Origin of the sequence: Xanthobacter variabilis, assembly GCF_043831965.2 — a bacterium.
In the GTDB taxonomy this organism is placed as follows: Bacteria; Pseudomonadota; Alphaproteobacteria; order Rhizobiales; family Xanthobacteraceae; genus Xanthobacter.
This window is the reverse complement of the sequence record NZ_CM195533.1, coordinates 1,975,634-2,001,594: the sequence shown is the minus strand read 5'-3', so window position 1 is coordinate 2,001,594 and position 25,961 is coordinate 1,975,634. Positions and strand designations below refer to the sequence as shown.

General features: G+C 67.3%; 23 protein-coding genes. 10 read left to right on the top strand and 13 right to left on the bottom strand.

Annotated features, from left to right (window positions below; all coding sequences use genetic code 11):
- Window positions 1–410: 410 nt before the first annotated feature.
- On the bottom strand, window positions 411–3,248 hold the full coding sequence (locus V5F26_RS08715; RefSeq protein ID WP_394947594.1) for an EAL domain-containing protein: 2,838 nt from the start codon (window positions 3,246–3,248) through the stop codon (window positions 411–413).
- A gap of 648 nt (window positions 3,249–3,896) precedes the next feature.
- On the opposite strand from V5F26_RS08715, the gene V5F26_RS08710 reads away from it, so the two are divergent.
- The 4 genes from V5F26_RS08710 to V5F26_RS08695 all read left to right on the top strand — a co-directional run bounded on the left by V5F26_RS08710 (window position 3,897) and on the right by V5F26_RS08695 (window position 6,813).
- Window positions 3,897–5,612: an AAA family ATPase gene (locus tag V5F26_RS08710; protein WP_394947478.1), complete on the top strand. Its 1,716-nt coding sequence runs from the start codon at window positions 3,897–3,899 to the stop codon at window positions 5,610–5,612.
- Between the two features lie 307 nt (window positions 5,613–5,919).
- Window positions 5,920–6,126 (top strand): TOBE domain-containing protein, encoded by a 207-nt coding sequence (locus V5F26_RS08705; RefSeq protein ID WP_234051345.1) that lies wholly within the window; start codon window positions 5,920–5,922, stop codon window positions 6,124–6,126.
- Between the two features lie 180 nt (window positions 6,127–6,306).
- Complete coding sequence (locus V5F26_RS08700) at window positions 6,307–6,513, top strand: TOBE domain-containing protein (RefSeq protein WP_234051346.1); 207 nt, start codon at window positions 6,307–6,309, stop codon at window positions 6,511–6,513.
- A gap of 93 nt (window positions 6,514–6,606) precedes the next feature.
- Window positions 6,607–6,813 (top strand): TOBE domain-containing protein, encoded by a 207-nt coding sequence (locus V5F26_RS08695; protein ID WP_394947479.1) that lies wholly within the window; start codon window positions 6,607–6,609, stop codon window positions 6,811–6,813.
- A 65-nt stretch (window positions 6,814–6,878) separates the two neighbouring features.
- Here the strand turns inward: V5F26_RS08695 and V5F26_RS08690 are convergent, their stop codons facing one another.
- Entirely contained in the window at window positions 6,879–7,769 is an 891-nt protein-coding gene (locus tag V5F26_RS08690) for a substrate-binding domain-containing protein (protein ID WP_394947480.1), read from the bottom strand.
- Window positions 7,770–7,979: 210 nt separating this feature from the next.
- Here V5F26_RS08690 and mog point away from each other — a divergent pair, with 210 nt between their 5' ends.
- Window positions 7,980–8,507, top strand: a complete 528-nt coding sequence (gene mog / locus V5F26_RS08685) for a molybdopterin adenylyltransferase (protein WP_394054768.1) — start codon at window positions 7,980–7,982, stop codon at window positions 8,505–8,507.
- 33 nt (window positions 8,508–8,540) lie between these two features.
- Here the strand turns inward: mog and V5F26_RS08680 are convergent, their stop codons facing one another.
- The 5 genes from V5F26_RS08680 to fabA all read right to left on the bottom strand — a co-directional run bounded on the left by V5F26_RS08680 (window position 8,541) and on the right by fabA (window position 13,595).
- A complete protein-coding gene (locus tag V5F26_RS08680) occupies window positions 8,541–9,431 on the bottom strand; it encodes a cation diffusion facilitator family transporter (protein ID WP_234051350.1) in 891 nt (296 codons plus the stop codon).
- 143 nt (window positions 9,432–9,574) lie between these two features.
- Window positions 9,575–10,336: a bestrophin-like domain gene (locus V5F26_RS08675; protein ID WP_394947481.1), complete on the bottom strand. Its 762-nt coding sequence runs from the start codon at window positions 10,334–10,336 to the stop codon at window positions 9,575–9,577.
- A 238-nt stretch (window positions 10,337–10,574) separates the two neighbouring features.
- Entirely contained in the window at window positions 10,575–11,450 is an 876-nt protein-coding gene (gene fabI, locus V5F26_RS08670; RefSeq protein WP_394947482.1) for an enoyl-ACP reductase FabI, read from the bottom strand.
- 217 nt (window positions 11,451–11,667) lie between these two features.
- A complete protein-coding gene (gene fabB, locus V5F26_RS08665; RefSeq protein WP_234051353.1) occupies window positions 11,668–12,885 on the bottom strand; it encodes a beta-ketoacyl-ACP synthase I in 1,218 nt (405 codons plus the stop codon).
- 179 nt (window positions 12,886–13,064) lie between these two features.
- Window positions 13,065–13,595, bottom strand: coding sequence for a 3-hydroxyacyl-[acyl-carrier-protein] dehydratase FabA (gene fabA, locus V5F26_RS08660; protein ID WP_394054772.1), 531 nt, complete (start codon window positions 13,593–13,595; stop codon window positions 13,065–13,067).
- Between the two features lie 332 nt (window positions 13,596–13,927).
- Here fabA and mscL point away from each other — a divergent pair, with 332 nt between their 5' ends.
- On the top strand, window positions 13,928–14,371 hold the full coding sequence (gene mscL / locus V5F26_RS08655; RefSeq protein ID WP_234051674.1) for a large conductance mechanosensitive channel protein MscL: 444 nt from the start codon (window positions 13,928–13,930) through the stop codon (window positions 14,369–14,371).
- Window positions 14,372–14,427: 56 nt separating this feature from the next.
- On the opposite strand, the gene V5F26_RS08650 is transcribed toward mscL, so the two are convergent.
- The 3 genes from V5F26_RS08650 to V5F26_RS08640 all read right to left on the bottom strand — a co-directional run bounded on the left by V5F26_RS08650 (window position 14,428) and on the right by V5F26_RS08640 (window position 17,015).
- Entirely contained in the window at window positions 14,428–15,510 is a 1,083-nt protein-coding gene (locus V5F26_RS08650) for a quinone-dependent dihydroorotate dehydrogenase (RefSeq protein WP_394947483.1), read from the bottom strand.
- A 5-nt stretch (window positions 15,511–15,515) separates the two neighbouring features.
- Entirely contained in the window at window positions 15,516–16,214 is a 699-nt protein-coding gene (locus tag V5F26_RS08645) for an orotate phosphoribosyltransferase (protein ID WP_394054775.1), read from the bottom strand.
- 186 nt (window positions 16,215–16,400) lie between these two features.
- Window positions 16,401–17,015, bottom strand: a complete 615-nt coding sequence (locus V5F26_RS08640; RefSeq protein WP_234051358.1) for a 2-hydroxychromene-2-carboxylate isomerase — start codon at window positions 17,013–17,015, stop codon at window positions 16,401–16,403.
- A 184-nt stretch (window positions 17,016–17,199) separates the two neighbouring features.
- Between V5F26_RS08640 and V5F26_RS08635 the strand changes: the two genes are divergently transcribed.
- The 4 genes from V5F26_RS08635 (at window position 17,200) to V5F26_RS08620 (ending at window position 21,701) form a co-directional block, all read left to right on the top strand.
- Window positions 17,200–17,970 carry a phosphatase PAP2 family protein gene (locus tag V5F26_RS08635; protein ID WP_394054777.1) on the top strand — a complete coding sequence of 257 codons (771 nt, stop codon included), beginning with the start codon at window positions 17,200–17,202 and terminating at the stop codon, window positions 17,968–17,970.
- Between the two features lie 144 nt (window positions 17,971–18,114).
- On the top strand, window positions 18,115–19,344 hold the full coding sequence (locus tag V5F26_RS08630; RefSeq protein ID WP_394947484.1) for an argininosuccinate synthase: 1,230 nt from the start codon (window positions 18,115–18,117) through the stop codon (window positions 19,342–19,344).
- A gap of 229 nt (window positions 19,345–19,573) precedes the next feature.
- Window positions 19,574–20,551, top strand: a complete 978-nt coding sequence (mbfA, locus tag V5F26_RS08625) for an iron exporter MbfA (RefSeq protein ID WP_394054779.1) — start codon at window positions 19,574–19,576, stop codon at window positions 20,549–20,551.
- Window positions 20,552–20,702: 151 nt separating this feature from the next.
- The gene (locus V5F26_RS08620; RefSeq protein ID WP_394947485.1) at window positions 20,703–21,701 is read left to right on the top strand and encodes a zinc-dependent alcohol dehydrogenase family protein; all 999 of its coding nucleotides are present in this window, start codon (window positions 20,703–20,705) and stop codon (window positions 21,699–21,701) included.
- 217 nt (window positions 21,702–21,918) lie between these two features.
- On the opposite strand, the gene V5F26_RS08615 is transcribed toward V5F26_RS08620, so the two are convergent.
- The 3 genes from V5F26_RS08615 to V5F26_RS08605 form a co-directional block, all read right to left on the bottom strand.
- On the bottom strand, window positions 21,919–23,727 hold the full coding sequence (locus V5F26_RS08615) for a PHA/PHB synthase family protein (RefSeq protein ID WP_394947595.1): 1,809 nt from the start codon (window positions 23,725–23,727) through the stop codon (window positions 21,919–21,921).
- Between the two features lie 429 nt (window positions 23,728–24,156).
- A complete protein-coding gene (locus V5F26_RS08610) occupies window positions 24,157–25,041 on the bottom strand; it encodes a CHAD domain-containing protein (protein ID WP_394947486.1) in 885 nt (294 codons plus the stop codon).
- 385 nt (window positions 25,042–25,426) lie between these two features.
- Window positions 25,427–25,957, bottom strand: a complete 531-nt coding sequence (locus V5F26_RS08605; RefSeq protein WP_234051365.1) for a biotin transporter BioY — start codon at window positions 25,955–25,957, stop codon at window positions 25,427–25,429.
- Window positions 25,958–25,961 lie beyond the last annotated feature (4 nt).

Genomic DNA, 25,961 nt, shown 5'->3' with positions numbered 1-25,961 from the left:
GAGGGGATTACGCGCGTGCCAGCGCGCAGCCGACGTTTTCAGCTGCGGCCCCACCGCTCTCAAATTCGGAAAGTCGCGCGGGGCAGCAGTCTTGCGCGAACTGCCCGCACGAGAACTCCACGCGCCCGGCAGCTGGCCGCCGCGCGCATCGAGCACCGACTGGAGCACAGACTGGAGCACCGGCGCCCATACCGGCGGACGGCCGGTGCTGGCGGGGGCCTGTGCCGGCGGTGCGAATGGCCAGCGCTTCCGGACCAGATCAGGCTGCGAATGGCGTCAGCGAAGACCGCGCCGAGGTCCACGCGCACAGCGCCTGCCGCGGCCCACCCCATCCGGGCACGCCTTCTATGCCGCCAGCCCTTCAAAGCGTGACTGAATAGAGGAAGCGCCGCGTGGACCTGACCGGCGCGTCACTCGGCGGCGGCGCGCTTCTTCTTCGTATCCGCCGGGGCGGGCTCGATGAGGGTGCGGCAGTCCTCGGCGGTCAGCGGCTCACCGAACACGACGCCCTGAGCATATTCGCAGCCATATTGGGACATCTGGACCGCTTCGTTCTCGCGCTCCAGGCCTTCCGCGATCACGTCCATGCCCAGCTCGTGCGCCAGCTCCACCAGCGAGTTGACGATGATGGGCCGCGCCGCCCGGGCCGGGCCCTTGGCGGTGTCGCGCACGAAATGCTGGTCGATCTTGATGGTGTCGAACGGGAAGCGCTGGAGATAGGAGAGCGAGGAATAGCCGGTGCCGAAATCATCCAGCACCAGGCCGGCGCCCAGCTCCCGCATGCGGCCCAGCAGGACCGCGGCATATTCCGGATTTTCCATCACCAGCGTCTCGGTGATTTCCAGCTTCAGCGAGCCCGGCGCCACATGGTTGCGGGTGAGGACCGACTTCAGGTCCTGCACCAGATCGTGCCGCAGCAGCTGGCGCGAGGAGACGTTCACATGCACGAACAGCGGCGGGTCCACCCGCAGCATGCGCTGCCAGATGGCCAGCTGCCCCGCCGCCTTTTCCAGCACATAGAGGCCGAGATCGAGGATGAGCCCGGTTTCCTCCGCCAGCGGCAGGAATTCAGAGGCGGAGAGCTCGCCCAGGCGCGGATGGTTCCAGCGCATATAGGCCTCGAAGCCGCCGATGGCGCGGTCACCAAGCCGCACGATGGGCTGATAGCGCACGAAGATCTCGCCATTGTTCAGCGCCTCGGCCAGCTCGGCCTCCAGCACCACGCGATCAATCTTCTGCTGGCGCATGGCGGGGCGGAACACCTCGATTCGGTCGCCGCCGATGCGCTTGCCGTAATACATGGCGAGCTCGGCATCCTTCATCACCTCATCGCGCTTACCCACTTCCGGGCCGGACAGCACGAGGCCGATGGAGGCGGTGACGAACATCTCCCTCTCGGCGAAGGTGATGGGCGCGCGCAAAGAGCGGCGCAGGGTGTCGGCGAAGGTGGTGATGCGCTCGGGGTCGCGCTCCGACATTAGGATCAGGCCGAACTGGTCGCCCGAGATGCGGGCCAGCGTGTCCTGGGGGCGCAGCAGGCGCATCAGGCGGCGGGAGACCGTGAGCAGGATGGAATCGGCCACCGCCATCCCCACCTGCACGTTCACCTGCTTGAAACGGTCCAGGTCGATCACCATCACCGTCGGCTTCACCTTCGGATCCAGCCGAGCGAGGACGAGGGCCTGCTCCAGCCGGTCGAGGAACAGCTCGCGATTGGGCAGGCCGGTGAGGTTGTCGCGCACCGCGTCGTGCAGCAGGCGCTCGGCGGCGATGCGCTCGCCGGTCACGTCGAACAGGGTGCCCACGCAGCGCACCACCTCGCCATCGGCGCCCACCACGGGGCGGGCCTTCAGGTTGAAGGTGAGGTAGTGGCCGTCAATGGCCTTCAGGCGGAAGTCCTGGTCGATGCGGCCGCGGCGCTGGTCGATGATGCCGTCGAGGGTGGCGCGGAAGCGGTCGCGGTCGGCGGGGTGTAGCACCTCGAGCCAACCGGCGGCCTCGGTTTCCAGCGAATGGCGCTTCAGGCCCAGGGCTTCCTCCGCCTCTGGCGAGGTGTAGATCCGGTCGGTGTCCACGTCCCAGTCCCACACGATGAGACCGGAGCCGGCCAGCGCCAGCGCGCGTCGCTCCAGTTCGGAGGTGGAGCCCTGGATGCCGCCGATGCCGGCGAAGGCGTGCTGCATCACGGTAAAGCCGATGAGCATCACGATCAGCACCAGGCCGCCCGACAGGGCCGCCGAGGCGAGATCGTTGCTGATGACGCCGGCCACCGTGAGCCCCGCCATAAGCACCCACACCAGCAGCAGCGACCAGGTGGGGATGATGAGCACCGCCCGGTCATAGCCGTGCTGAGACAGCCACAGCACGATGCCGAACCCGGCCACCGCCACCGCCAGCAACGACAGGCGCGCGATGCCGGCCGCCACCGGCGCGTCAAGCAGCGCCACCACCACCAGGGCGGCCAGGAAGGTGAGCCAGCCGGCGGCCACGTGCACATAGCGCACGTGCCAGCGATTGAGGTTGAGATAGGCGAACAGGAACACCAGCAAGGTGGCGGTGAGGAAGGCCTCGCCCGCCGCCCGCCAGAACTGCTCAGCCAGGGGCGACAGCCCGAACACCTTGGACCAGAAAGCGAAATCGAGGCCGATATAGCCCAGCACCGCCCACGCCAGCGCCGCCGCCGCCGGGAACATCACCGAGCCCTTCACCACGAACAGGATGGTGAGGAACAGCGCCAGCAGGCCGGCAATGCCAATGACGATGCCATGGTAGAGGGTGAAGGCGTTCACCCGCTCCTTGTAGGCATCCGGCTCCCACAGATAGAGCTGCGGCAGGGTGGACGAGCCGAGCTCCGCCACGAAGGTGACGGTGGAGCCGGGATCGAGCGTGATGAGATAAACGTCCGCGTCAGGCGAGTTCTGCCGCTCTGGCTTGAAGCCCTGGCTGGGCGTGAGCGAGACGATGCGTCGATTGCCCAGATCCGGCCAGAACAGGCCCGAGCCCACCATGCGGTAATGGGGCGCCACCAGCAGGCGGTCCACCTGCTCATCGGTATTGTTGGTGAGCGCGAAGGCGATCCACTCCGCGTGCTGGCGTCCATCGGCGCTCTGCACCTCGATCCGCCGTACCACGCCCTCGGAATCCGGGGCGGTGGAAATCTGGATGCGTCCATTGTCCGTGGTTTCCCGCGTCACGGCGGGGGCAAGGTCCGTCACCTTGGCGTCGAGCCGCAGCGCAACGGGCTCCATCGCGCGCGCCGGCCCACTGCCGACGGAGACGAGGGCGACGGCCAGGGCGACAGTCAGGACAAAGGCGATGGTCGCGGCGATGAATGAACGCAACGTCAGGTCTCCGCACCCGCTAAGGTCGGGCGGCGATTTGTTCACTAACGACGGCATACGGCCGGAGCAAGGCGACCCCAACCGTACCATTATACGGTCAAACGCGGTACCGCAGCCTCCCGCAGCCGGATCGACAGCTTGGGACCGCAGCCATTCTAAAGCATTTCGCCGTTCAATGAATCGGGAAAGTGCTTTCAACTCTCATTTGCGGCACCAGACGAGGTGCCGAACCCGCTGTGAGGAATCCCTATAGCCGCCTCGCGGCCCGGTGGGAATCCCCTCGCGCCACGGCAGGCGCCCCCGCCCCTCACAGCTTCGCGCGTTCGGCAGGCAGGGGCAGAGGGCCCGGCATCCAATTTGAGCCAGATCAAAAAACCGGCCTGCTTCTTGCTGCGATGCACCCATCCAGCCGGAATGGCGGGCGCATGTCGGGTTTGTCGCAAACCCAACAGGGCGTCGCGCCGTGTCTGTCCGTGGACCCACCCGCCAGCCCGCGGCTTCCCGTCCGCGGGTCGCCAGGCGGCTTGGGACGAACTTGGGACTAAGAGGTGATCGATGAAGCTCGTCGTCGAACGTCTGGTCGTCGAATCCCTGGTGAACGCCTTTCCCGATCAGGCCCACCTGCTCGCCCAGCCGCGCTTCTCCAATCGGGTTGAAGTCGGCCTCGACACGCTGAAGGCCGACGAAATCGCCCATCTGCACGATCTGGTACGGCAGAATGGCGGCACCCCCATTCGCGGCCAGGACGAGCAGCTCGCCAACATGGTGCGCGTCTTCCAGTATGACGGCCCGAAATTCGGCCCCGACGACCTGGAGGACCTGGCCGGCGCGCTGGCGCTGTTCCTGGTGGACAATTGCATTCGCGGCTGGCTGTTCCGCATGAATCCGGGCGGCAAGCCCGAGCCCTACCTCATCACCCGGCTCGATTACACCCCCGCTGGCGAGGAAGAGGCCGGGCGCGTGATCATCGAGCTGAAGGCCAACAGCCGCGGCCGCACCAGCATGGAAAACGTGCTGATCCGCTCCAAGGACCTGCGCGGCCTCACCATTCCCGGCACGCTGGCCGCCAAGGGCTGGCTGCTGGAGGACGCGGCCCTGCTCGCCTCCTTCGACGGCGAAATGGTGCGCTATTTCGACTGGCGCGGCCGCTATGGCCAGCAATTCTCCGCCACCGGCACCGGCATCTTCGCCGAGGACCCCACCGCCAACCGCCGCGACACCGACTGGGCCCGCAAGTCCACCATCGTGCTGTCCTCCTCCGGCTCCGAGACCCGGCTGGTGAACGACGAGGAGCTGCTGGGCGAGCGCACGCTGGGCCTGGAAACCTCCGGCTTCTTCCTCGACAAGCTGGTGAAGAAGGCTGAGAAGCAGAACTGCTTCGACATGGCCGTGGACGAGGCCCTGAAAAAGGCCAAGGACAGCATTCCCAAGGGCGCCTTCACGGACATGCCCGTGCACCCCTTGATCTTGATGTTCCACCTGGAACTGCACCACCATGTCTGGGTGCATGTGGACGACATCAAGCCTTACCAATACCACCCCGAGCTCAAGCAGAAGCTGGTTCTGCCCCCGGAACAGACCGACCTCATCGACATCCTCACCGCCGAGATGAACACGCTGATGGACGACATCGTCGTGGGCAAATCCGGCGGCACCACGGTGCTGTGCGCGGGTCCGCCCGGCGTCGGCAAGACGCTGACGGCCGAGGTCTATTCGGAGATCATCCAGCGCCCCCTTTACCGGGTGCATTCGGGCCAGCTCGGGCTCGATGTGGCCACCATGGAGAGCCAGCTCAAGGACGCCCTCACCCGCGCCCAGCGCTGGGGCGCGGTGATGCTGATCGACGAGGCCGACGTCTATATCAAGCGCCGGCAGGACAATCTCACCATGAATGCGGTGGTGGGCGTGTTCCTGCGCGTGCTCGAATATTTCAACGGCCTTCTGTTCCTCACCACCAACCGGGTGGACGATATCGACGAGGCCATCGTCTCGCGCTGCATCGCCCTCATCAAGTATCACGCCCCGGGCCCTGACGACCGGCGCAAGATCTGGAAGGTGATGGCGGAACAGTTCGGCCTCGGCCTCTCGGACCCGCTCATCGACCAGCTCGTGCAGCAGTTTCCGGAGACCTCCGGCCGCGACATCAAGGGCCTGGCCAAGCTGGTATCCAAGTTCTGCTCGCAGAAGCAGGTGCCTCCGTCCATCGAGATCTTCCGCCGCTGCGCCATCTTCCGCGCCCTGGACGTCCCGCCCATGGAGGCGGCCGAATAGGCTCGCCCCGCGCGAAGACCGGAAAGCCCGCGCCCAGAGCGCGGGCTTTTCATTTCCGCCCCGCCGACGTCCCAACGGGCACCGACCAAAGCTATACCCCATGCGACATAGCTTCGCAGCGCGAGGCCATTCTCCCCCACCCTTCCGTGGTTTCGCGGCGCGGCGGGGGGAGGAGCGTATTTTCCGCAACTTGTTTCTTGGCGGACGGGCGCCTAGCTAACCCTTCCAGGGACGACATCCATCGTCTGCGCCAAGGTCTCTCCCTACGGGCCTGCGATCTTGCTCCGCATAAGACAGGAGAACGAAGATGAAGGTCTCTGCGCGCAATGCTCTTTCCGGCAAGATCGTCGATCTGAAGAAAGGCACCACCACCTCTCACGTGGTGATCGATGTGAACGGCATGAAGGTCACCGCCTCCATCACCAATGAGGCTGTGGAAGACCTGGGCCTGAAGGTGGGTGGCGAAGCCACGGCCATCATCAAGTCTTCGGATGTCATCATCGCCGTGGCCTGAGGCGGCGGGTCGATCTGATTTCACGGCCGGCGCCTCGGCTCTTTCCATTTTCATCGCAGCACTAAAGCCGCCGGTCCCTTGGGCTTTATGCGTTTCCCTGGCGCGAGTGGGGTTCCACTTCACTGGGAGGCGCTCTCGTCTGGCTGCGCTTGGCTCCAGCGAGCATCGGGAGAAGACACAATGAAGGTTTCCGCGCGCAACGCCCTTCCCGGCAAGATCGTCGACATCAAGAAGGGCGCCACCACCGCCCATGTGGTGATTGACGTGAACGGCCTGAAGGTCACCGCTTCCATCACCAACGAGTCCGTGGACGAGCTCGCCCTCAAGGTGGGCGGCGACGCCACCGCCATCGTGAAATCCTCTGACGTCATCATCGCGGTGGCCTGAGGCCACCCTAGGGCCCGCGCCGCAGGCCGCATTGCGGGCCGCGTCGGCGGCGGGCCTTCCGCTTCTTTCTCATTCGAGGTTCAGGAGAGCATCATGAAGGTTTCCGCCCGCAACGCTTTCCCCGGCAAGATCGTCGACATCAAGAAGGGCGCCACCACCGCCCACGTCGTGCTGGACGTGAACGGCCTCAAGATCACCGCCTCCATCACCAACGACGCCGTGGATGATCTGGGCCTGGTGGTGGGCGGCGAAGCCACGGCCATCGTGAAGTCGTCCGAAGTCATCGTGGCGGTGGACTGAGCACGGATCCGGGCCGCCTTGCCCTCGGCCGGGCGGCCCCACTTCGGCGGCACAGCGGAAGGAGATCAGCGGCCGTTGAAATGGACGGTCCCTAATCCGGAAAGATCATATCCGCCAAGGGCCTGCGCCCGCGCCTGCAAAGTCGGCGTGTGGCAGAAGGCCACGAACTTCTGGAACGGCGGATCAAAATAGGCCTTGCGCCAGACCAGAAGGTCGAACCGCTCTTCCACCAGCGGCACGAAATCCAGGTTGAACTGGCGCGCCGCCGCCTCAATGCCCAGCCCCGCGTCCGCCCGCCCACTGGCAATGGCCATGGCGAGATCGGTTTCCGAGCGCTCGACGGTGTCCACCATCATCAGGTCCGCGCGCCGCATCTTCGCGTCTTTCAGCAGGCGATCGAGCACCAGCTCGCTTCCGGCCTCCGGCTGGCGTTGCTGAAAGCGCAGGCCGCGGGCATCCTTCAGGCTCGCCGGCGCGCGCGGCAGGTCCGGGCGCGAGATGAGGCCCCGGCTGCGGCGCCCCCACTCCAGCAGCACCCAGGGTTCCTGGCCGAAGCGCTCCTCCACCACCGAGACGTTCCAGCCCTCCCCATCGGGCACATGCAGTCCGGCGGCGATGCACCCGCCCGCCGCCGCCCGGTCCATGCCATCGAGGGTGCCATCGAAGAAGGCGGCGATGCCGGAACGCGATTCGCGAAGCGCCCATTCCAACAGCGGGTCATGCCCGCCGGCAAACACCAGGGGACGCGGCGTCGCGGCGCTCGCCCCGCTGGGCTCCTCCGCCTCGCGCCCTTCGGTTTCGGCGCCCAGCCAGGTCTCGATTTCCTTTCGGGGAAACAAAAGCTTGCCCGTCACCTTCCGAAACGGAAGAGAGCCCGCCGCCACCAGGTCGTAGACCTTGCGCTCCTTCACCCTCAAAAGGGTCGCGAGCTCACGCGTGGTGAGAAATTCCGACATGGCGAAGTCCGAAAAAAACGCAAGATGCCCGGAAGGAACAACAGAATAAGGCTATATCCGCATAGATACGCCGTCACGGAAGGGACGCAAGCGAAACCCGCGCCGTGCCGGCAATGCCTTGCCCAGTTCCGGCGGGCGGCCTAGAGCCATGGTCGAAACGGCGGGCGCCCGCTGGCGCTGCCCCCTCATGTCCCTGATCGAGGAAACCGCATGGCTCGCATCGGCATCGTCACCATTTCGGACCGCGCCAGCCAGGGCGCCTATGAGGACAAGAGCGGCCCCGCCATCGAGGCCTGGCTGCGGCACGCCATCGCCACGTCCTGGACGGTCGACTATCGCGTCATTCCCGATGGCTTCGAGAGCGTGCGTGATACGCTGATCGAGATGTGCGACCAGGAACAGCTCGATCTCATCTGCACCACCGGCGGCACCGGCCCGGCCCCACGCGACCTGACCCCGGAGGCCATGGCCGCGGTGATCCACAAGCCGCTGCCCGGGTTCGGCGAGCAGATGCGGCGCATTTCCCTCAACGAGGTGCCCACCGCCATTCTCTCGCGCCAGGAAGCCGGGGTGCGGGGCAAGACGCTGATCGTGAACTTGCCGGGAAAGCCCGCCTCCATCGCCGTATGCCTCGGCGCGGTGTTCCCCGCCATTCCCTACTGCCTCGACCTGATCGGCGCGGCGCGGATCGAGACCGACCCCGCCGTGGTGGTCGCGTTCCGCCCCAAGGGGGCCTGAGCGGGGGCGCCCGGAAGCCGCCCGGGCGCAGTCTTAGACCACCACCACGCCGTGGTGCTTGGCCTCGGCCTCCGGCTCCACATGGATGGTGAGGATGGCGTCCTTCATGTCCTCCGCGAAGGCGGTCTCGATGCGGTCGCAGATGGCATGCGCATCGGCCACCGTCATGCGGTCGGGCACCACCATGTGGAACTGCACGAAGGTCATGCGCCCGGCATGGCGGGTGCGCAGATCATGCACCTCCAGCGCCCCTTCGGCGTGGGTGGAGACCAGCTCGCGAATGCGCGCGACCACGTCCGGCGGCGCCGCCTCGTCCATCAGGCCCGCCACGGATTCGCGCATCAGGCCCCAGCCCATCCACAGCACGTTGAGCGCCACCAGGCCGGCGATGAGCGGATCGAGCTGCGGCCAGCCGGTGATGGGCACCAGGACGAAGGCCACCAGCACCCCGACGGAGGTCACCACATCTGAAAGCAGGTGCTTGGCATCGGCGATCAAGGCCGGCGAGCGATGGGCCTTGCCCACCCGCATCAGCACCCAGCACCACACGGCGTTCAGCACCGTCGCCGCACCGTTGAAGAGCATGCCGGTGAAGGGCTGGTCCGGCAAATGCGGATCCAGCAGGCCGTTATAGGCCTCCCGCAGGATGGTGACCGCCGCCAGGGTCACCAGAACCCCCTCCACGACCGCGGAGAGATATTCCGCCTTGTAGTGGCCGAACTGGTGGTTGGCGTCCGCCGGGCGCGAGGAAATGTGCAGCGCCACCAAGGCCCCAAGTGAGGCCGCGACGTTGATGATGCTTTCCAGCGCATCCGAAAGCAGCGCCACCGAGCCGGTGACCCACCACGCGATCGTCTTCAAGCCGAGAACAATGATGCCGACGAGCACGCTCGCCGCCGCCACCCAGAGGGCTCTGCGGGTCATCCGGGACCTCCTGTCCTCGCCTTCGCCGTGTAGGGACATCCGAACCGCATCGGGCCACGGGACGCAAGGCGGCTCGTGCGGAGCGGCCAGTTTTTAGCGATTCTAATCTTGCCCTGCAACATGGCGGAGCGCGGCGCAGCGCCTCAATGCGCCATCTGCGCCAGCGCGTTTCGCATGGGCTGGCTCGCCACATGAATGACGCCGTCGAAGGGGCTGCTCATTTCCAGGATCAGGAACAGCGCGCCCGCAAGGGAGAGGGCACAAAGGAAGAAGGCCGCCAGCGACACCGCATTGACGGGCGCGAACAGGCCGAAGCTGATGAAAATAAGGGTGAGCCACACGATGATGACGCCGATGAACACCGGCGGCACGGAGGCGACCGCCTCCCCCACGACGGTCCAGCGCAGGGCGGCGAGCGTCTTGTAGGCCTCCAGGGATTCCGTGCGCAGCTCTCGCGCGCGCTCCGTCTCCGGCTCAAGGGCCCGGATCTGCAGCCCCACCCGCTCCAGCAACCGTTCGGACGCCTCGCTCTGCACCAGGGCGTTCGCGCCGCCGTCCTCCGGCCAGGTCTCCGCAAGGGCGTGCCGGGTATAGGCGATGAGCGCCGCGCGGGCGCCGTCGGCCCCGGGGCCATAGGTCCGCAGGGCCACGTCCAGGGTAATGAGATCGGTGGCGAAGCGCTGAACGTCGCGTTCGGTGGTGTCGAAATTGCCTTTCACGGATGCGGTCATCAGGCCGAGAATGAGGGAGGCCATGGCCGCGACCATGCCCACGCCCAGCTTCACCGCATCCTCGGTTCCCTTGGACAAGTGCTCTTCCCGGAGCCGCCGGGCGCCCCACATGCCCAGGCCCACGCCGCCGAAGAGGCCGACGAAGACGACGATCGCCACCAGCAGTGCCTGCATCCGCTTCCCCCCGGGCGCCGGCCTGCCAGGCCGTTGCACCTCTCCCCGCGCCCCAGGTGGAAGGCATGGCGCACAGGGGCGCCGCCCGTCCGAAGGAAGCGGCGTCTCAAATCATGATTTTCGGGAAGATACAACGGGCGGGTGCGAACCCGGCACCGGCGGGCGCCCGAGATTCGCCCCTCGGGGAGGCAGGCCAAGGCCCCGCGCGGCCGCAGCCGCGCCGGGCGGTCCGCTGAACTTATTCCGCGGCTTTGGAGGAGGCGTCGGAGGGGGCGTCCTTGCCGGGCACCTCGGCCGCCAGCTTGGCCTCGGCGTCCTCCTGGGTCTTCAGCACGTCCGGATGGGGCATGGACATGATGTTGTAGCCCGAATCGACGAAGTGCACCTCGCCTGTCACACCCGTGGACAGGTCCGAGAGCAGGTACAGCGCAGAGCCACCCACTTCCTCGATGGTCACGGTGCGGCGCAGGGGGGCATGGCGCTTCTGATAGTTGAACATCAGCCGCGCATCGGCGATGCCGGCGCCCGCCAGGGTGCGCACCGGGCCTGCGGAGATGGCGTTCACGCGGATGCCAGCCGGACCATAGTCCGCTGCCAGATAGCGCACGGAGGCTTCAAGGGCCGCCTTGGCCACGCCCATCACATTATAGTTCGGCATCACCCGGGTGGACCCGCCATAGGTCAGGGTGATGAGCGAACCGCCATGGGGCATCAGCGCTGCAGCGCGCTTGGCGATCTCGGTGAAGGAGAAGCAGGAAATGACCATGGTGCGCGAGAAATTCTCGCGGCTGGTATCCGCATAGCGCCCCTTCAGCTCCGATTTGTCGGAGAACGCCACCGCATGCACCAGGAAATCCAGGGTGCCCCACTTTTCCTTCAGCGTCTCGAACACCGCATCGACGCTCTTCACATCCTCAACGTCGCACGGCAACAGGATGGAGGAGGCGACGCTCTCGGCCAGGGGCCGCACGCGCTTGGCCATGCCTTCGCCCTGGTAGCTGAAGGCGAGCTCCGCCCCCTGCCCCGCCAGCGCCTTGGCGATGCCCCAGGCGATGGAGTGGTCGTTGGCGACGCCCATCACGAGCCCGCGCTTGCCTTTCATCAGGTCCTGCATCACCCACCCTTAGAGCATTGTCCCGAGGGGACCGCACCTGTCCGCGAAACCGGTCCGGAGGCCCTTATTCAGGTCCGCCCCCGCGCCCGGCACCACCGCAAAGCGGCAGCGAAATCGCACATCACCCGGCGATAGCAGACGCGGCCCCGCCGCGCCACGCCTTCGCCGTCACCTCTTCCGACCGATCTTTACAATGCGTGTACGCGGACGAGCCGCCTCACGCATCCAGATGCTTGATGACGAGGCTGGCATTGGTACCGCCGAAGCCGAAGCCGTTGGAGAGCACATGGCCGAGCTTCGCATTGTCCACACGCTTGCGCACGATGGGCATGTCAGCGAAGGCCGGATCGATTTCCTCGATATTGGCGCTTTCGCAGATGAAGCCGTTCTGCATCATCAGGATGGAATAGATGGCCTCGTGCACGCCGGTGGCGCCCTGGGAATGGCCCGTCAGCGACTTGGTGGCCGAGATGGGCGGGCACTTGTCCCCAAACACCGCGCGAATGGCCTCGATCTCCTTGAGATCACCGATGGGGGTCGAGGTGGCGTGCGGGTTGATATAGTCGATGGGCGCCTTCACCGTGCTCATGGCGAGCTTCATGGCGCGCTCGGCGCCCTCGCCGGAGGGCGCGACCATGTCGGCGCCGTCGGAGGTGGCGCCATAGCCGACGATTTCCGCATAGATACGGGCGCCGCGCGCCTTGGCATGTTCCAGCTCTTCCAGCACCAGCACGCCGGCGCCGCCGGAAATCACGAAGCCATCGCGATTCTTGTCATAGGCACGGGAGGCCACGGCTGGGCGGTCATTATAGGCGGACGACATGGCGCCCATGCCGTCGAACAGCACGGACAGGGTCCAGTGCAGATCCTCGCAGCCGCCGGCAAAAATGATGTCCTGCTTGCCGTACTGGATCAGCTCGTAGGCATTGCCGATGCAGATGTTCGTGGTCGCGCAGGCGGCCGAGATGGAATAGCTCAGCCCCTTGATCTTGAACCAGGTGGAGAGCGTCGCGGAGGCGGTGGAAGCCATGGCCTTGGGCACCGCGAACGGGCCCACGCGCTTGGGCCCCTTCTCGCGGGCGATGTCGGCCGCCTCGACGATGGTCTTGGTGGACGAGCCGCCCGAGCCCATGACAATGCCGGTGCGGATGTTGGAAACCTCATTGGCCTCCAGCCCCGCATCGCGGATGGCCTGATCCATGGCCACATGGTTCCAGGCGGTGCCGCCGCCGTGGAAGCGCATGGCCCGGCGGTCCACGACCTCCTCGGCGTTCAGGGTCGGCGCGCCCTGCACCTGGGAGCGAAAGCCGAGCTTGGCATAATCCTCGGCAAAGGTGATGCCGCTCTTGGCCTCTCGCAGGCTCGCGAGGACCTCCTGCGTGTTGTTGCCGATGGACGAGACGATGCCCATCCCGGTGACGACGACGCGGCGCATGTCAAATCCCCATTGGAACGCACGGTTCGGGCCTCGGCCCCTGTCCTGGCCGGCCTCGAGCGGAAGAGCTCAAGGGCCAGGCGGGCTCGCCGATGCTCCGGTTTCGCCCTGCCGCCGGGGTCCGTTCACAGGTCCCGTCGGCGGAAGGCATGATGGCGGCGGATCGTGGCGGCGCCTTGTCAGGCGCCGGCCGTGGCCGCCGGTTCGGCCTGGAACAGGCCGACCTTGAGATCATGGGCGCGGTAGATCACGTTGCCGTCGGCGGCCAGCCAGCCGTCGGCGATGCCGAGCACCAGCTTGGACCGCATCACGCGCTTGAAGTCCACGCCATACACCACCTTCTTCACCGAAGGCAGCACCTGGCCGGAAAACTTCAGCTCGCCCAGGCCCAGCGCCCGCCCGCGGCCGGGCGAACCCAGCCAGCCGAGGAAGAAGCCCACCATCTGCCACATGGCATCCAGGCCCAGGCAGCCCGGCATCACCGGGTCACCCTTGAAGTGGCAGCCGAAGAACCAGAGGTCCGGGTTCACATCGAGCTCGGCGCGCACCATGCCCTTGCCGAATTCGCCACCGGTCTCGGAGATCTCAGAAATGCGGTCGAACATGAGCATGGGCGGCAGCGGCAATTGCGCATTGCCCGGCCCGAACAGCTCGCCACGTCCACATGCGAGGAGGTCCTCATACCCGAAGCTGGTCTGCCGTTCCGCCATTTCTGAGATAAATCGCCTTGCTGCCCAAGAGGGTGTTGTCCCTGAGAAGGGTCTTTTTCCTCAAGAGGGTCGTTTCCACCGGGCCCTGCGGCCCGCCCCCGAAATCGAGCCTTCGAGATCGGCGGCGGGCACTCCCTAACATAGGCAAGGGCGCGCTCAAAGTCATGAAAGCGTCACGGCGTCGAAAGACCCCGCGTGAGGCACGCCGACACGCCGGAAGGTGGCGGGGTATATTGAGGCACCTTGCCGCTGCGAACACGATCGGGTGAGATGGCGCGCGGCGCGCAGCGTCCCCTTTTCCCATTGCCAGACCATGGAGCCACAGCATGGCAATCTTGAAGGAGTTCCAGGAATTTGCCGTGAAGGGCAACGTGGTTGATCTCGCCGTCGGCGTGATCATCGGCGCGGCCTTCGGCAATATCGTCACCTCGCTGGTGGGCGATATCTTCATGCCGGTCATCGGCGCCGTCACGGGCGGCCTGGATTTCTCGAACTACTTCGTGCCGCTGGCGAAATCGGTCACCGCCGAGAATCTGGTCGATGCCAAGAAGCAGGGCGCGGTGCTCGCCTACGGCGCCTTCATCACCATCGCCATCAACTTCCTGATCGTGGCCGCGGTGCTGTTCCTGCTGGTGCGCGGCATCAATGTCCTGCGCCGCAAGCAGGAAAAGCTACCGGTGGCCCCCACCCGCTCCGAGTTGCTGCTGCAGGAGATTCGCGATCTTCTCGCCAAGGATGCTGCGAAGGAGGGCGCCGGCCGGACGCCGGGCGCCTGACGGCCGCATGCGAGCGCCGCGCCCGAATCGGAGCGCGGCGCAGCACGGCGCAGGCGTCAACGCACGTCTGCGCCCACCGCATCGCTCACGCTGCGAAATCCATCCGCCTTGAGTCGCGCCGCCAGATCCGCCTTCACGCGATTCACCAGGCCCGGGCCGTGGAACACCAGCGCGGAATAGAGCTGCACCAGGCTCGCCCCGGCGCGGATCTTCGCATAGGCGTCCGCGCCCGAGGCGACGCCGCCGGCGCCGATCAAGGGCAGGCGCCCCTCCACCAGCCGCGACAGGGCCGCGAGACGCTCCGTGGACAGGCTCATCAGCGGCTTGCCCGAAAGGCCGCCGGTCTCCCCCTTGTGGCCGGAGCGCAGGGAGGCGGGGCGCGACAGGGTGGTGTTGCCCATGATGATGCCATCCACCCCGGTTTCGAGCGCCACCTCCGCCACGTCCGCGAGGGCGGCGTCGTCGAGGTCGGGCGCCACCTTCACCAGCAGCGGCGGACGGCCCGCCGGGTCCGGAATGGAGGCGTTGCGCACGGCCAGCACCTGGGTGAGCAGGGCCGACATTTCCGAGCGCGCCTGCAGCGAGCGCAGGCCCGGCGTGTTGGGCGAGGAGATGTTGCAGACGATATAGTCCGCCAGCCGGCAGGTGGCCGAGACGCCCGCGGCATAATCCTCGATGGCGTCCTCGCTCTCCTTGTTCTTCCCCACATTGGCGCCGACGATGCCACTTGCGCGGCCCTCCGCGCGGGCGGAGCGGCGCCGGCCGAGCTGGAAGACGAACGGCGCCAGCCCCTGGCTGTTGAAGCCGAAGCGGTTGATGACACCCTCGTCCTCATCCAGCCGGAACAGGCGCGGCTTGGGGTTGCCGGGCTGCGGGCGCGGCGTGACAGTGCCCGCCTCCACGAAGCCGAAGCCCAGCTTCAGCACCGCATCCACCACTTCGGCATCCTTGTCGAAGCCGGCGGCGAGGCCGATGGGGTTGGGGAAATCGATGCCCCACACCTTCGTCGCCAGCACCGGATCGTCCGGCCCGGAGAAGTTCGGCACCAGCCCCTTGCGCAGGGCCTTGATGGCCCAGGTGTGCGCGCGCTCGGGCGAGACGAAGCGCAGCAGCGGCCGCGCGAGGACATAGAGATCCATGGCGATCACTCGCCGGTGACGGCGGTGCCTCCGTGGGCCTTGGACCAGCTGTGGGGGTCGTGCAGGAACGATTCGATCTGGGCGACCTGCTCGCTCTCGAACCGGTTGGACTTCTTCACTTCCGCCAGGATGTCCCACCAGGTGGCGAGGCGGTGCAGGGTCAGGCCCGCATCCTTCAGGATGCCAGAAGCCTCGGAGAAGATGTCGTAATAGAAGAAGACGAAGCAGTGGTCGCACTGGGCGCCGGCGGTGCGCAGGGCGTTCACGAAATTCACCTTGCTGCGCCCGTCGGTGGTCAGGTCCTCCACCAGCAGCACCCGCTGGCCGGGCGCCAGATGGCCCTCGATCTGCGCATTGCGGCCGAAACCCTTGGGCTTCTTACGCACATACTGCATGGGCAGCATCATCCGGTCGGCCACCCAGGCGGCAAACGGAATGCCCGCCGTCTCGCCGCCAGCCACGGTGTCGATCTGCTCGTAGCCCACTTCGCGATAGATGGTGGAAATGCCGAAATCCACCAGCGTCTGGCGCACGCGGGGGAAGGAGATCAGCCGGCGGCAGTCGATATAGACGGGGCTCGCCCAGCCGGAGGTGAAGATGAAGGGCTCGCCAGACGAGAAGCGCACCGCCTCCACTTCCAGGAGCATCCGCGCCGTCTGCTCGGCGATGGTTGCCTGATCCGCAAAAGCTGTGACATTGGCCATGGTCGGCGCGCCTTTCGGTCGGGGAAGAATGTCGGGTCCGGAACCCGGAGGCCGCGCGAAGGCCGGCCCAAAGGCGGCCATATATCAGAGCGCGGCCACAACGCCACCCCGCCTGCGACAACTGGAGCCGGCAAAGTCACAGGAACAGCATGGCGCGGCGGCCTCCGCATCCCCCCGCGGGCGCGCTCAGGCGGCCTTGGCGAGGCTTGCGGCGTGCTCCAGGGCCATTTCCAGCCGGTCATTGCCCCAGAACAGCTCGCCGTCGGAGGTCACGAAGCTCGGCGCGCCGAACACGCCGCGGGCCTTGGCCTCCTCGGTCTGGGCGCGCAGCCTGTCCTTGTTGGCGGGGGCTTCGGCCTCGGCGATGATGTCGCTGCAGAAATGGCCGAGCCCGGCCAGCACCTGGCGCACCGTCTCGCGGTCCGCAATGTCCCGCCCGCCGGCGAACTCGGCCTGGAACACCGCGCGGCTGTAGGAGGGACGGCCGGCGTCGTTGAGATAGATCGCCACCCGCGCCGCCAGCAGGCTGTGGGCCGGGAACGGATCGGGCCGGGTCACCGGCGGCAGCCCCTGCTGGGCGGCGAGGCGGTCCATGTCCACCCACATATGCGCGCCCTTGATGGGAAAGGCGTTGAAGGGCGACGTGGTGAGGCCCTGGTCGGCGAAGATGGGGCCGAGCAGGAAGGGCTTCCAGTTCACATGGACGCCCGCCTTCTCCGCCGCCGCCGTGATCCGCATGGCGGTGAGGTAGGAATAGGGAGAGGCGAACTCATAATAGAAATCGAGCGTGGCGCTGGTCATCGGTCCCTCCTCCCTGTAGATGCGCAGGCGGTGGGAGTGTGTAACCGCTCTTTGGAGTTCCGCAAGGGCGGTAACTTCCGCATTGCCGAACCGCCGGAGCCGTGCGCAAGCAGCGAACACCGTGCGGGCCTTTGCGAGCTGCCCCGGCGCGGGGCGGCCGGCCCATGGGAGCTAAGGTGACGCCTTGAGGTGGGTACTGTTCTTCGCGCTGGTGATCGGCGCCGCGGTGGCGATTCTCTTCACCGTGTTCCCGCAATGGGACCTGGCCATCACCGGCCTGTTCTGGGATGCCTCCCACCGCTATTTCCCGGTGGCTGGCGAGCGCTGGGCGCAGCTGGCGCGCGCGTTGGGCAATTACATTCCCTGGCTCATGGCCGCGCCCGCCTTCGTGGCGCTGGTGCTGAAGCTGGTGTTTCCCCGGCGGCGCATGTTCATGTCGGCACGGGCGGCGGTGCTGCTGGCGCTCACCATGGCGCTGGGACCGGGCCTGCTGGTCAACGGCATCCTGAAGCAGGAATGGGGGCGGCCGCGCCCCGTGCATGTGAACGATTTCGGCGGAAAGGACGAGTTCCGCCCCTGGTACGCCACCGACGGCACCTGCCCCGGCAACTGCTCCTTCGTGTCCGGTGAGGGGGCCCTCGGCTTCTGGCTGGTGGCCCCGGCGAGCCTCGTGCCGCCCGGCCCGCTGCGGGCGGTGGCGCTGGTGGGCGCGGTGGTGTTCGGCGCGGCGGCGGGCGGCCTGCGCCTGACCTTTGGCGGGCATTTCTTCACCGATGTGGTGTTTTCCGGCGTGCTGGTGGTGCTCATCATCGTGCTGACGCGCCTGTGGCTCTATGACCGGCGCGGGGCGCCCTCCGACGCCGTGGTGGAGCTCGCCATCGGCCGGGTCGGGCTGAAGCTCCAAAAGGGCGCGCGGGCGCTGTGGCGGCGGGCCTTCGGCGGCCGCAGGGGATAGCGCGCCCCGCCGTTCCCCTCTTCCCGCAGACCTCCCCCGCGGGCGCCGACCTGCTCGCGCCGCCGGGGCCCCTTGCCAGCGCGGCGCGCGGGCCTATAGTCCGCGCCAGTTTCCCTGAAATCCTCACTTGCTTCGAGAGACCTGATGGCGCGTGACGTGAAGAAGGTGGTGCTGGCCTATTCCGGCGGGCTCGACACCTCCGTGATCCTGAAATGGCTCCAGACCACCTACAATTGCGAGGTGATCACCTTCACCGCCGATCTCGGCCAGGGCGAGGAGCTGGAGCCGGCCCGCAAGAAGGCGGAGCTGCTCGGCATCAAGCCGCAGAACATCTTCATCGAGGACGTGCGCGAGGAATTCGTGCGCGACTACGTGTTCCCCATGTTCCGCGCCAATGCGGTCTATGAGGGGCTCTACCTGCTGGGCACCTCCATCGCCCGGCCGCTGATCGCCAAGAAGCAGATCGAGATTGCCCGCAAGATGGGCGCCGACGCCGTCTCCCACGGCGCCACCGGCAAGGGCAACGACCAGGTGCGCTTCGAGCTCGGCTATTACGCGCTGGAGCCGGAAATCACCGTCATCGCCCCCTGGCGCGAGTGGGACCTGACCTCCCGCACCCGCCTGCTGGAATTCGCCGAGCAGCACCAGATCCCGATCTCCAAGGACAAGCGCGGCGAGGCCCCGTTCTCCGTGGACGCGAACCTCTTGCACTCCTCCTCCGAGGGCAAGGTCCTGGAGGACCCGGCCGAGGAAGCCCCCGAATACGTCTACCAGCGCACCATCTCCCCGGAGGCGGCGCCCGACGAGCCCACCATCATCACCATTTCCTTTGAGAAGGGCGACGCGGTGGCCATCGATGGCGAGGCGCTCTCGCCCGCCAGCCTGCTCACCAAGCTGAACGCGCTGGGCAAGGCCAACGGCATCGGCCGCCTCGACCTGGTGGAAAACCGCTTCGTGGGCATGAAGAGCCGCGGCGTCTACGAGACCCCCGGCGGCACCATCCTGCTCGCCGCCCATCGCGGCATGGAGAGCATCACCCTCGACCGGGGTGCCGCCCACCTCAAGGACGAGCTGATGCCGCGCTATGCGGAGCTCATCTATAACGGCTTCTGGTTCGCGCCCGAGCGCGAGATGCTGCAGGCCGCCATCGACCATTCCCAGGCCTTCGTCACCGGCGAAGTGACGGTGAAGCTCTACAAGGGCAACGCCACCGTCATCGGCCGCAAGAGCCCCTATTCGCTCTACAATCAGGAGCTGGTCACCTTCGAGGAAGGCGCGGTCGCCTACGACCATCGCGACGCGGCGGGCTTCATCAAGCTCAATGCCCTGCGCCTGCGCACCCTCGGCAACCGGGCCCGCAAGATCTCCGAATAAGGGGCCCCACGCCCCGCAGGAAGGCCGGTGCGCACCCGCGCGCCGGCTTTTTTTTGCGCCCGCCGCTGCGGCTATTGCGCCGGCATCCCCGCGCCCCATCGCGCTGCGGCAGTTCGGACAATGGCGCCCGCCGCAGCTTGGTCTAGACTGCGACATTGCAACCTATTTGCAGTTTGGCGCCCATGCGGCATCCTATATTTAGAATTATTCTAAATTGGAGTTCCCGCCGATGATGTCCTTTTTCCCCGGCCGTCGCCGCTTTTCCGATCTGTCGGAAAAGGAAGTGCTCGCGCTCGCCATCTCCTCCGAGGAGGACGATTCCCGCGTCTATGCCGATTACGCCGATGCCCTGCGCAAGGATTATCCGGACACCGCCAAGGTGTTCGAGGCCATGTCGAAGCAGGAGAGCGGTCACCAGCGCAACCTCACCCGCGAGTTCGAGCGCCGCTACGGCCCCCACATCCCTTTGATCCGCCGCGAGAACATCGCCGGCTACTACACCCGCCGGCCGGTCTGGTACGTGTGCAACCTGGGCATTGAGCGCATCCGTCAGGAAGTGGGCCTGATGGAGGACGAATCGGCCAACTTCTATCGCCACGCCAAGGAGCGGGCGACCGACCCCGGCACCCGCGAGCTGCTGGAGCGCCTGCTGGGCGAGGAGATGCAGCACGAGGAGATCGCCGGCGAGCTCGCCGCGCGCTACCTGCCCGTGGACAAGAAGGAGGAGGAGAACGAAAAGGCCCGCCGCCAGTTCGTTCTCACCTGGGTGCAGCCGGGCCTCGCCGGCCTGATGGACGGCTCGGTGTCCACCCTGGCGCCCATCTTCGCCACCGCCTTCGCCACCCAGAATTCCCACACCACCCTGCTGGTGGGCCTGGCCGCCGCCGTGGGCGCCGGCATCTCCATGGGCTTCACAGAGGCGGTGCACGATGACGGCGTCATTTCCGGGCGCGGCTCGCCCATCAAGCGCGGCATCGCCTCCGGCTCCATGACAGCCCTGGGTGGCCTTGGCCACGCCCTGCCCTATCTCATCCCGGACTTCTGGACCGCGACGGCCATCGCCATCGCCGTGGTGTTCGTGGAATTGTGGGCCATCGCCTTCATCCAGAACCGCTACATGGAAACGCCCTTCTGGCGCTCGGTGATGCAGGTGGTTCTCGGCGGTGCGCTGGTGCTGGCGGCGGGTATTTTCATCGGCGGTAGCTGAAGCCGCCTCCGCCATACGCGAGCACCACGGGCCAACAGCCCGGATTTCGACGCCGCGGCCCACCGCGGCGTCGGTCATTTGCGCAAGATCATGGTTTCGCCGGCGGCGCGGGGCGTTAGCATGGAGGCTGACTCGCATCCAGGAGGCGGCCATGTTCGCCATGGTTCTCAAGCATGCCGGCGAAAAGCTCGTCGGGGAGACCAGGCCGGACCCCACGCCAGGTCCCGGCCAGGTGCTCATCAAGGTGACCGCATGCGGGGTCTGCCGAACGGACCTTCATGTGGTGGATGGCGAATTGCCTGAAACCCATCTGCCCATCGTTCCCGGTCACGAGATCGTCGGCCGCGTGGCGGCGCTGGGTGCCGGCGTATCCCACCTGAAGCTCGGGGAGCGGGTTGGAGTGGGCTGGCTCGGCCACGCCTGCGGCGTGTGTCCCTATTGCGTCGGCCATCAGGAAAACCTCTGCGACACCCCTGATTTCACCGGCTGCACCCGCGACGGCGGCTTCGCCACCCACGCCATCGCCGATGCCTCCTTCACCTACCCGCTGGGGGAGATTGGCGACGACGCGGCCATGGCGCCACTCCTGTGCGCCGGACTCATCGGCTGGCGGGCCCTGAAGGCGGCCGGCGAGGGCCGCCGCATCGGCATTTACGGGTTCGGCGCGGCCGCCCACATCATCGCCCAGGTGGCCATCGGCCAGGGCCGGCAGATCTTCGCCTTCACCCGCCCGGGCGACACCAAGGCGCAGGACTTCGCCCTCAGCCTGGGCGCGGTCTATGCCGGGCCCTCGAACGAAGCGGTGCCGGAGCTGCTGGACGCCGCCATCATCTTCGCCCCCGCCGGCGAGCTGATTCCGCGGGCGCTCCGGGCGGTGCGCAAGGGCGGCACGGTGGTGTGCGGCGGCATCCACATGAGCGACATTCCCACCTTCCCCTATCGCTGGCTGTGGGAAGAGCGGAAAATCGTCTCGGTGGCCAACCTCACCCGCGCCGACGCCCATGAATTCCTGGCCCTGGCGCCGAAGGCGGGCGTGACCACCCACGTCACCCGCTACCCCCTGACCCAGGCCAACGAGGCACTGGACGACCTGCGCACCGGCCGCCTCACCGGCGCCGCGGTGCTGATTCCGGAGCAATCGGACAGCTGAAATGACAGAGCCCACCCGGCGAGGGTCCCGCCGGGTGGGCTCTGGAACGCCTTTCTGGAACGCCTTGGCGCGAAAGGGACGCCGGCGCGCCCGCAAGAACGCATGAACTCAAATCTTTCGGGCATGGCTTGGCCGGATGCCCTGGCCGGCCTGAGGCAAGGACATGCTCCAGCTCCAAGCGCCGCGCTCCGCCGGGCCCTGCCGAGGGGCTGGCCCCTCAGCGCTCCATCACATAGGTGCCGGGGGCCGGGCACAGCGGCATGTAGCCGGGGGCTCCCAGCGGCGGCAGGCCGAAGGTGCCCGCGCTGGAATGGGCGGTGAGCCATTCCTCCCAGGCCGGCCACCACGAGCCTTCCTCGGGCGCCAGCACCTCCACCCATTCGTCGGGCCCCAGGTGCATCTCACCCAGCTTGGTGGTGTGGATGCGATAGTGGCGATGCTTGTGGCCCGGCTCGCTGACGATGCCCGCATTGTGGCCGCCGGAGGTGAGCACGAAGGTCACGTCCGTGTCGGTGAGCTGGTGAATCTTGTAGACCGACTTCCACGGCGCCACGTGGTCGCGCTCCGTACCCACCACAAACAGGGGCACGCGCAGGTTCAACAGCGACACCGGCCGCCCGTCCACCTCATAGCGGCCGGCGGCAAGGTCGTTGTTCAGGAAGAACTTGCGCAGATATTCCGAGTGCATGCGATAGGGCATGCGGGTGGCGTCGGCGTTCCAGGCCATGAGGTCGTTCATGGGCGCGCGCTCACCCATGAGGTATTCATGCACCATGCGCGACCAGACGAGATCGTTTGAGCGCAGCATCTGGAAGGCGCCGGCCATTTGCCCGGCCGAAAGGTAGCCCTGGTTCCACATCATGGCTTCGAGCAGATAGAGCTCGCTCGGGTCGACGAACAATTGCAGCTCACCGGCCTCGGAAAAATCCGTCTGCGCGGCGAACAGGGTGACCGAGGCCAGGCGGTCGTCATTGGCCCGGGCCATGGCGGCAGCGGCGACGGACAAAATGGTGCCGCCCAGGCAGTAGCCCACCGCGTGCACCTTGCGGTCCGGCACCACCGCGTTCACCGCCTCCAGGGCCGCCATCACGCCCAGGCGGCGATAGTCCTCGAAGCCGAGATCGCGATCCTCCTCCCAGACATTGCGCCAGGAGATGCAGAACACCGTGTGCCCCTTCTCCACCAGGTAGCGCACCAGGGAGTTCTGGGGCGAAAGGTCGAGGATGTAATACTTCATGATCCAGGCCGGCACGATCAGCACCGGCTCGGCCTGCACACCCGGGGTGGTGGCGCGATACTGGATCACCTCGATGAGGCGGTTACGGAAGATCACCTCGCCGGGGGTCGCGGCCACATTCTGGCCGGGCACGAAATTCTCGGCCCCTTCCGGCGGCTTGTTGGTCACCTTCCGCATCATGTCGTCGACGGCGTTGCGCCAGCCCTGGACGAGGTTCATGCCCCCGGTCTGCATGGTGCGGCGCACCACCTCCGGATTGGTGAAGGGGTTGTTGGAGGGCGAGAACATGTCGAGCATCTGGCGCGCCACGAAGGCCACCACCGCCTCGTTGTGCGGATCCACGCCGGGCACGTCGTGGGTGGCGTTGTGCCACCATTGCTGCTGCAGCAGGAACGCCTGCTCCCACATGCGGTAGGGGAAGGACTGCCACTCCGGGGCGCGGAACCGCTCGTCGCCGGGCAGGGGCGCGATGGCGGGCTCGGTGCCGCGGTCGAGGCCGGCAGCCAGCATGCTGGTGGCGAAGCGGGCCATCTTGCGCCCGGCCTTCACCGCGAGTTCCGAGCGCTTGCCCGGAGCCGCCGACAGATGCATCCACCAGTCCAGGAAGGCCACGGTGAGTGCGGTCGGCGAGAAGCCGGAGGTGATGTGCCCCACACAGGCCGCCACCGCCCGATCCACCGCCCGCAGGGCCTCAAGGCCGCTGCCGCGATCGAAATCGCTGTCGTCGAGCCGGCTCAGGCTGGCCAGCGCCTGCGCCACCAGCCTGTCCGGCCGCGCCAGCTCCATCATGCCCAGCTTCAGGCCCGCATTGTCCTTGGCCGGCTCGATGACAGCGGGAAGGTGCGCCACGGGAGCCGGCTGCGCCACGGCGGAGGCGCCGCCCGGCAGGCTGTCCTTGCTTCGATCGACGGACGCGACAGGGGTTTCCGAAGACATCGACCGCTCATCCTCACGTCTCGACACGGGACCGCCCGCGTCCATTCCAAAGGCGCGCACGAAGCGCGACTGCGCCAGGAGCATTTCCCCTTTCACGGAAGCAGGGCAATGCTCTCGCTCATCCGGCCGGAGCGTTTTCTCATCCAAAGCGGCATCGGCTTCACGCGAAAACACGCCACGGCGACCGGCCGCCGCCGGTAGCGGCGAACGGCATCCCATGATTGTGTGTCACCATGTGGCCGCGCGCGCGCCGCCGCAAGGGTATGTGAACGCCGCGCGTCATCACGCCGCCGCCGGGGGCACGAGCCGGCGGCGCCATTTGCGCGCGAAATGGCGGGAGGGTTCGCGGAACAACGCGCCGTGCAGGCGTACCGCGTGCCGCTTCAAGCGCTTCTGCAGTCGCGACATGGCGAGGCTCAGCCGCTGCGTCGCCCCTTCCCCCAGCTGGCCGGAAGCCTGGTGGAGCATGGCCCTCAGGATCTCGATGTCGTGATGGGCGCCCAGCACATCGCGCAGCCGCTGCGCCCTGCCGGCCCGGGTCGCGCCCTGGCCGCCGAAGGAGGCGGCCGCGAACCCCATCTGATAGCGGTGGGCCACCACCCTCTTGCGGGTCTCGTGCATGGCCAAGGCGTTGCCGAACCGCCCACGCCGGGCGCCGCGATAGCCGCGACGCAGCCCCGCCACCAGATCCGCCGCCGCCGCATCGGCCTCCAGCCCTCCCGCAAGGCGGGCGCGGGCATCGACGAGAAAGGTGCTCAGGCTCGCGCGCAGGGGCGCAATGGCGGTCTCCGCCGTCGCATCGAAACCGATGACGGCGCGCGCCTCCTTCAGGTCGCAGGCAAGAACCAGCCCGGCCTTGTCCAGCAGGTCGAGCGCCTCCTGGGCGGTGGCGTGGTCGCGGGCCTGGGCGAATCCGCGCGCCACCTCGGCCGCGTGGCGGCGCGCCTCCCGCGCGCCATCGGTGGCCAGAAGGCGCAGCAGCGCGCGATATTCCTTCAGCCCCTTGCGCACGTCATGAACCATCTCCACCGGGTCCGTCTCCGCCCCCGCCTGCCCGATCTTGTCGATCATGGCGTGCAGCGCGCGGGCCAGAGGCACCGGGGCGGCCGCCATGCTGTCCCCGTCGGGGGCGAAAACGGGAGGGGGAGCGTCGAGAGTCTGCGTCATCTGGCTCGATCCAGGTGGCCCCGGAAATCTCCGAGCAGGAACACTCCGAGCACGGGATCCGCGGGAAGGTCACATGGCGAATCGGCCACAGCGCGGCGAGCGCGGGATTGCCGATCCACCGCGAAGGCTACTCCCATCCCCCCGCGGGCGCGACTCGCCGGCTCGCGGCGGCACCGGAACGACGCGCCCGGGCGCGATGGGAACCGTGAGACGGGACGCCTCCTGCCCGTATCGCGGTGCCGTCGATTGCATACACCGCCCCCATGGCGGGGCGGTGACGCCGCTTCAGGACCTTGCCCGTGTCACGGCCCCAGCAAGGGCCCGAGGGGCTGATCTAACGCTGCGTCTTCTCGCGGGCCAGTGTCCAGGCGACCCCGAAAACACCCTAGCGGGACCCGGCCCGCCATCGCGCCATCACGGTGGAGGCGAGCACGGCGGCAGCGATCGATTTCAACACATCCCCGGGCAGGAACACCGCCGTGCCGAGGGCAGCCCGCTCCAGGCCGATGCCAGCCACCAGGGCCAGCGCCGGAATTCCGCACAGATAGACCACCAGAACGCCGCCCACGAACGCGGCAACCAGTGCCGAGAGAAAGGCCGAAAACCGCAGGCGTTCCGCCAAAAGGCCGGTGACATAGGCGCCCGGCACGAAGCCCAGGAAGAACCCCACGGTAGGCCCCGCCAGCACGCCGAGACCGCCGCGCCCACCGGTGAGCAGGGGCGCCCCCAGCAGAACCACCAGCACGAAAAGGGCGCTCGCCGCCGCCCCGCCGCGCGCGCCCAGCATCAGGCCCGCCAGCATCACGGCCAGGTTCTGCGTGCTGATCGGCACTCCGGGCAGGACCGGAAGAAAGATGGGCGGCACCAGCCCGAGCGCGCCGATGAGCGCAGCCATGAGCGCCGTGCGAACCAACATCCGT

Coding starts and splice junctions, on each gene's coding strand:
- V5F26_RS08715 (WP_394947594.1), bottom strand. CDS start 3,248: ATGGAGCCCGTTGCGCTGCGGCTCGACGCCAAGGTGACGGACCTTGCC.
- V5F26_RS08710 (WP_394947478.1), top strand. CDS start 3,897: ATGAAGCTCGTCGTCGAACGTCTGGTCGTCGAATCCCTGGTGAACGCC.
- V5F26_RS08705 (WP_234051345.1), top strand. CDS start 5,920: ATGAAGGTCTCTGCGCGCAATGCTCTTTCCGGCAAGATCGTCGATCTG.
- V5F26_RS08700 (WP_234051346.1), top strand. CDS start 6,307: ATGAAGGTTTCCGCGCGCAACGCCCTTCCCGGCAAGATCGTCGACATC.
- V5F26_RS08695 (WP_394947479.1), top strand. CDS start 6,607: ATGAAGGTTTCCGCCCGCAACGCTTTCCCCGGCAAGATCGTCGACATC.
- V5F26_RS08690 (WP_394947480.1), bottom strand. CDS start 7,769: ATGTCGGAATTTCTCACCACGCGTGAGCTCGCGACCCTTTTGAGGGTG.
- mog (WP_394054768.1), top strand. CDS start 7,980: ATGGCTCGCATCGGCATCGTCACCATTTCGGACCGCGCCAGCCAGGGC.
- V5F26_RS08680 (WP_234051350.1), bottom strand. CDS start 9,431: ATGACCCGCAGAGCCCTCTGGGTGGCGGCGGCGAGCGTGCTCGTCGGC.
- V5F26_RS08675 (WP_394947481.1), bottom strand. CDS start 10,336: ATGCAGGCACTGCTGGTGGCGATCGTCGTCTTCGTCGGCCTCTTCGGC.
- fabI (WP_394947482.1), bottom strand. CDS start 11,450: ATGCAGGACCTGATGAAAGGCAAGCGCGGGCTCGTGATGGGCGTCGCC.
- fabB (WP_234051353.1), bottom strand. CDS start 12,885: ATGCGCCGCGTCGTCGTCACCGGGATGGGCATCGTCTCGTCCATCGGC.
- fabA (WP_394054772.1), bottom strand. CDS start 13,595: ATGGCGGAACGGCAGACCAGCTTCGGGTATGAGGACCTCCTCGCATGT.
- V5F26_RS08650 (WP_394947483.1), bottom strand. CDS start 15,510: ATGGATCTCTATGTCCTCGCGCGGCCGCTGCTGCGCTTCGTCTCGCCC.
- V5F26_RS08645 (WP_394054775.1), bottom strand. CDS start 16,214: ATGGCCAATGTCACAGCTTTTGCGGATCAGGCAACCATCGCCGAGCAG.
- V5F26_RS08640 (WP_234051358.1), bottom strand. CDS start 17,015: ATGACCAGCGCCACGCTCGATTTCTATTATGAGTTCGCCTCTCCCTAT.
- V5F26_RS08630 (WP_394947484.1), top strand. CDS start 18,115: ATGGCGCGTGACGTGAAGAAGGTGGTGCTGGCCTATTCCGGCGGGCTC.
- mbfA (WP_394054779.1), top strand. CDS start 19,574: ATGATGTCCTTTTTCCCCGGCCGTCGCCGCTTTTCCGATCTGTCGGAA.
- V5F26_RS08620 (WP_394947485.1), top strand. CDS start 20,703: ATGTTCGCCATGGTTCTCAAGCATGCCGGCGAAAAGCTCGTCGGGGAG.
- V5F26_RS08615 (WP_394947595.1), bottom strand. CDS start 23,727: ATGATGGAGCTGGCGCGGCCGGACAGGCTGGTGGCGCAGGCGCTGGCC.
- V5F26_RS08610 (WP_394947486.1), bottom strand. CDS start 25,041: ATGACGCAGACTCTCGACGCTCCCCCTCCCGTTTTCGCCCCCGACGGG.
- V5F26_RS08605 (WP_234051365.1), bottom strand. CDS start 25,957: ATGTTGGTTCGCACGGCGCTCATGGCTGCGCTCATCGGCGCGCTCGGG.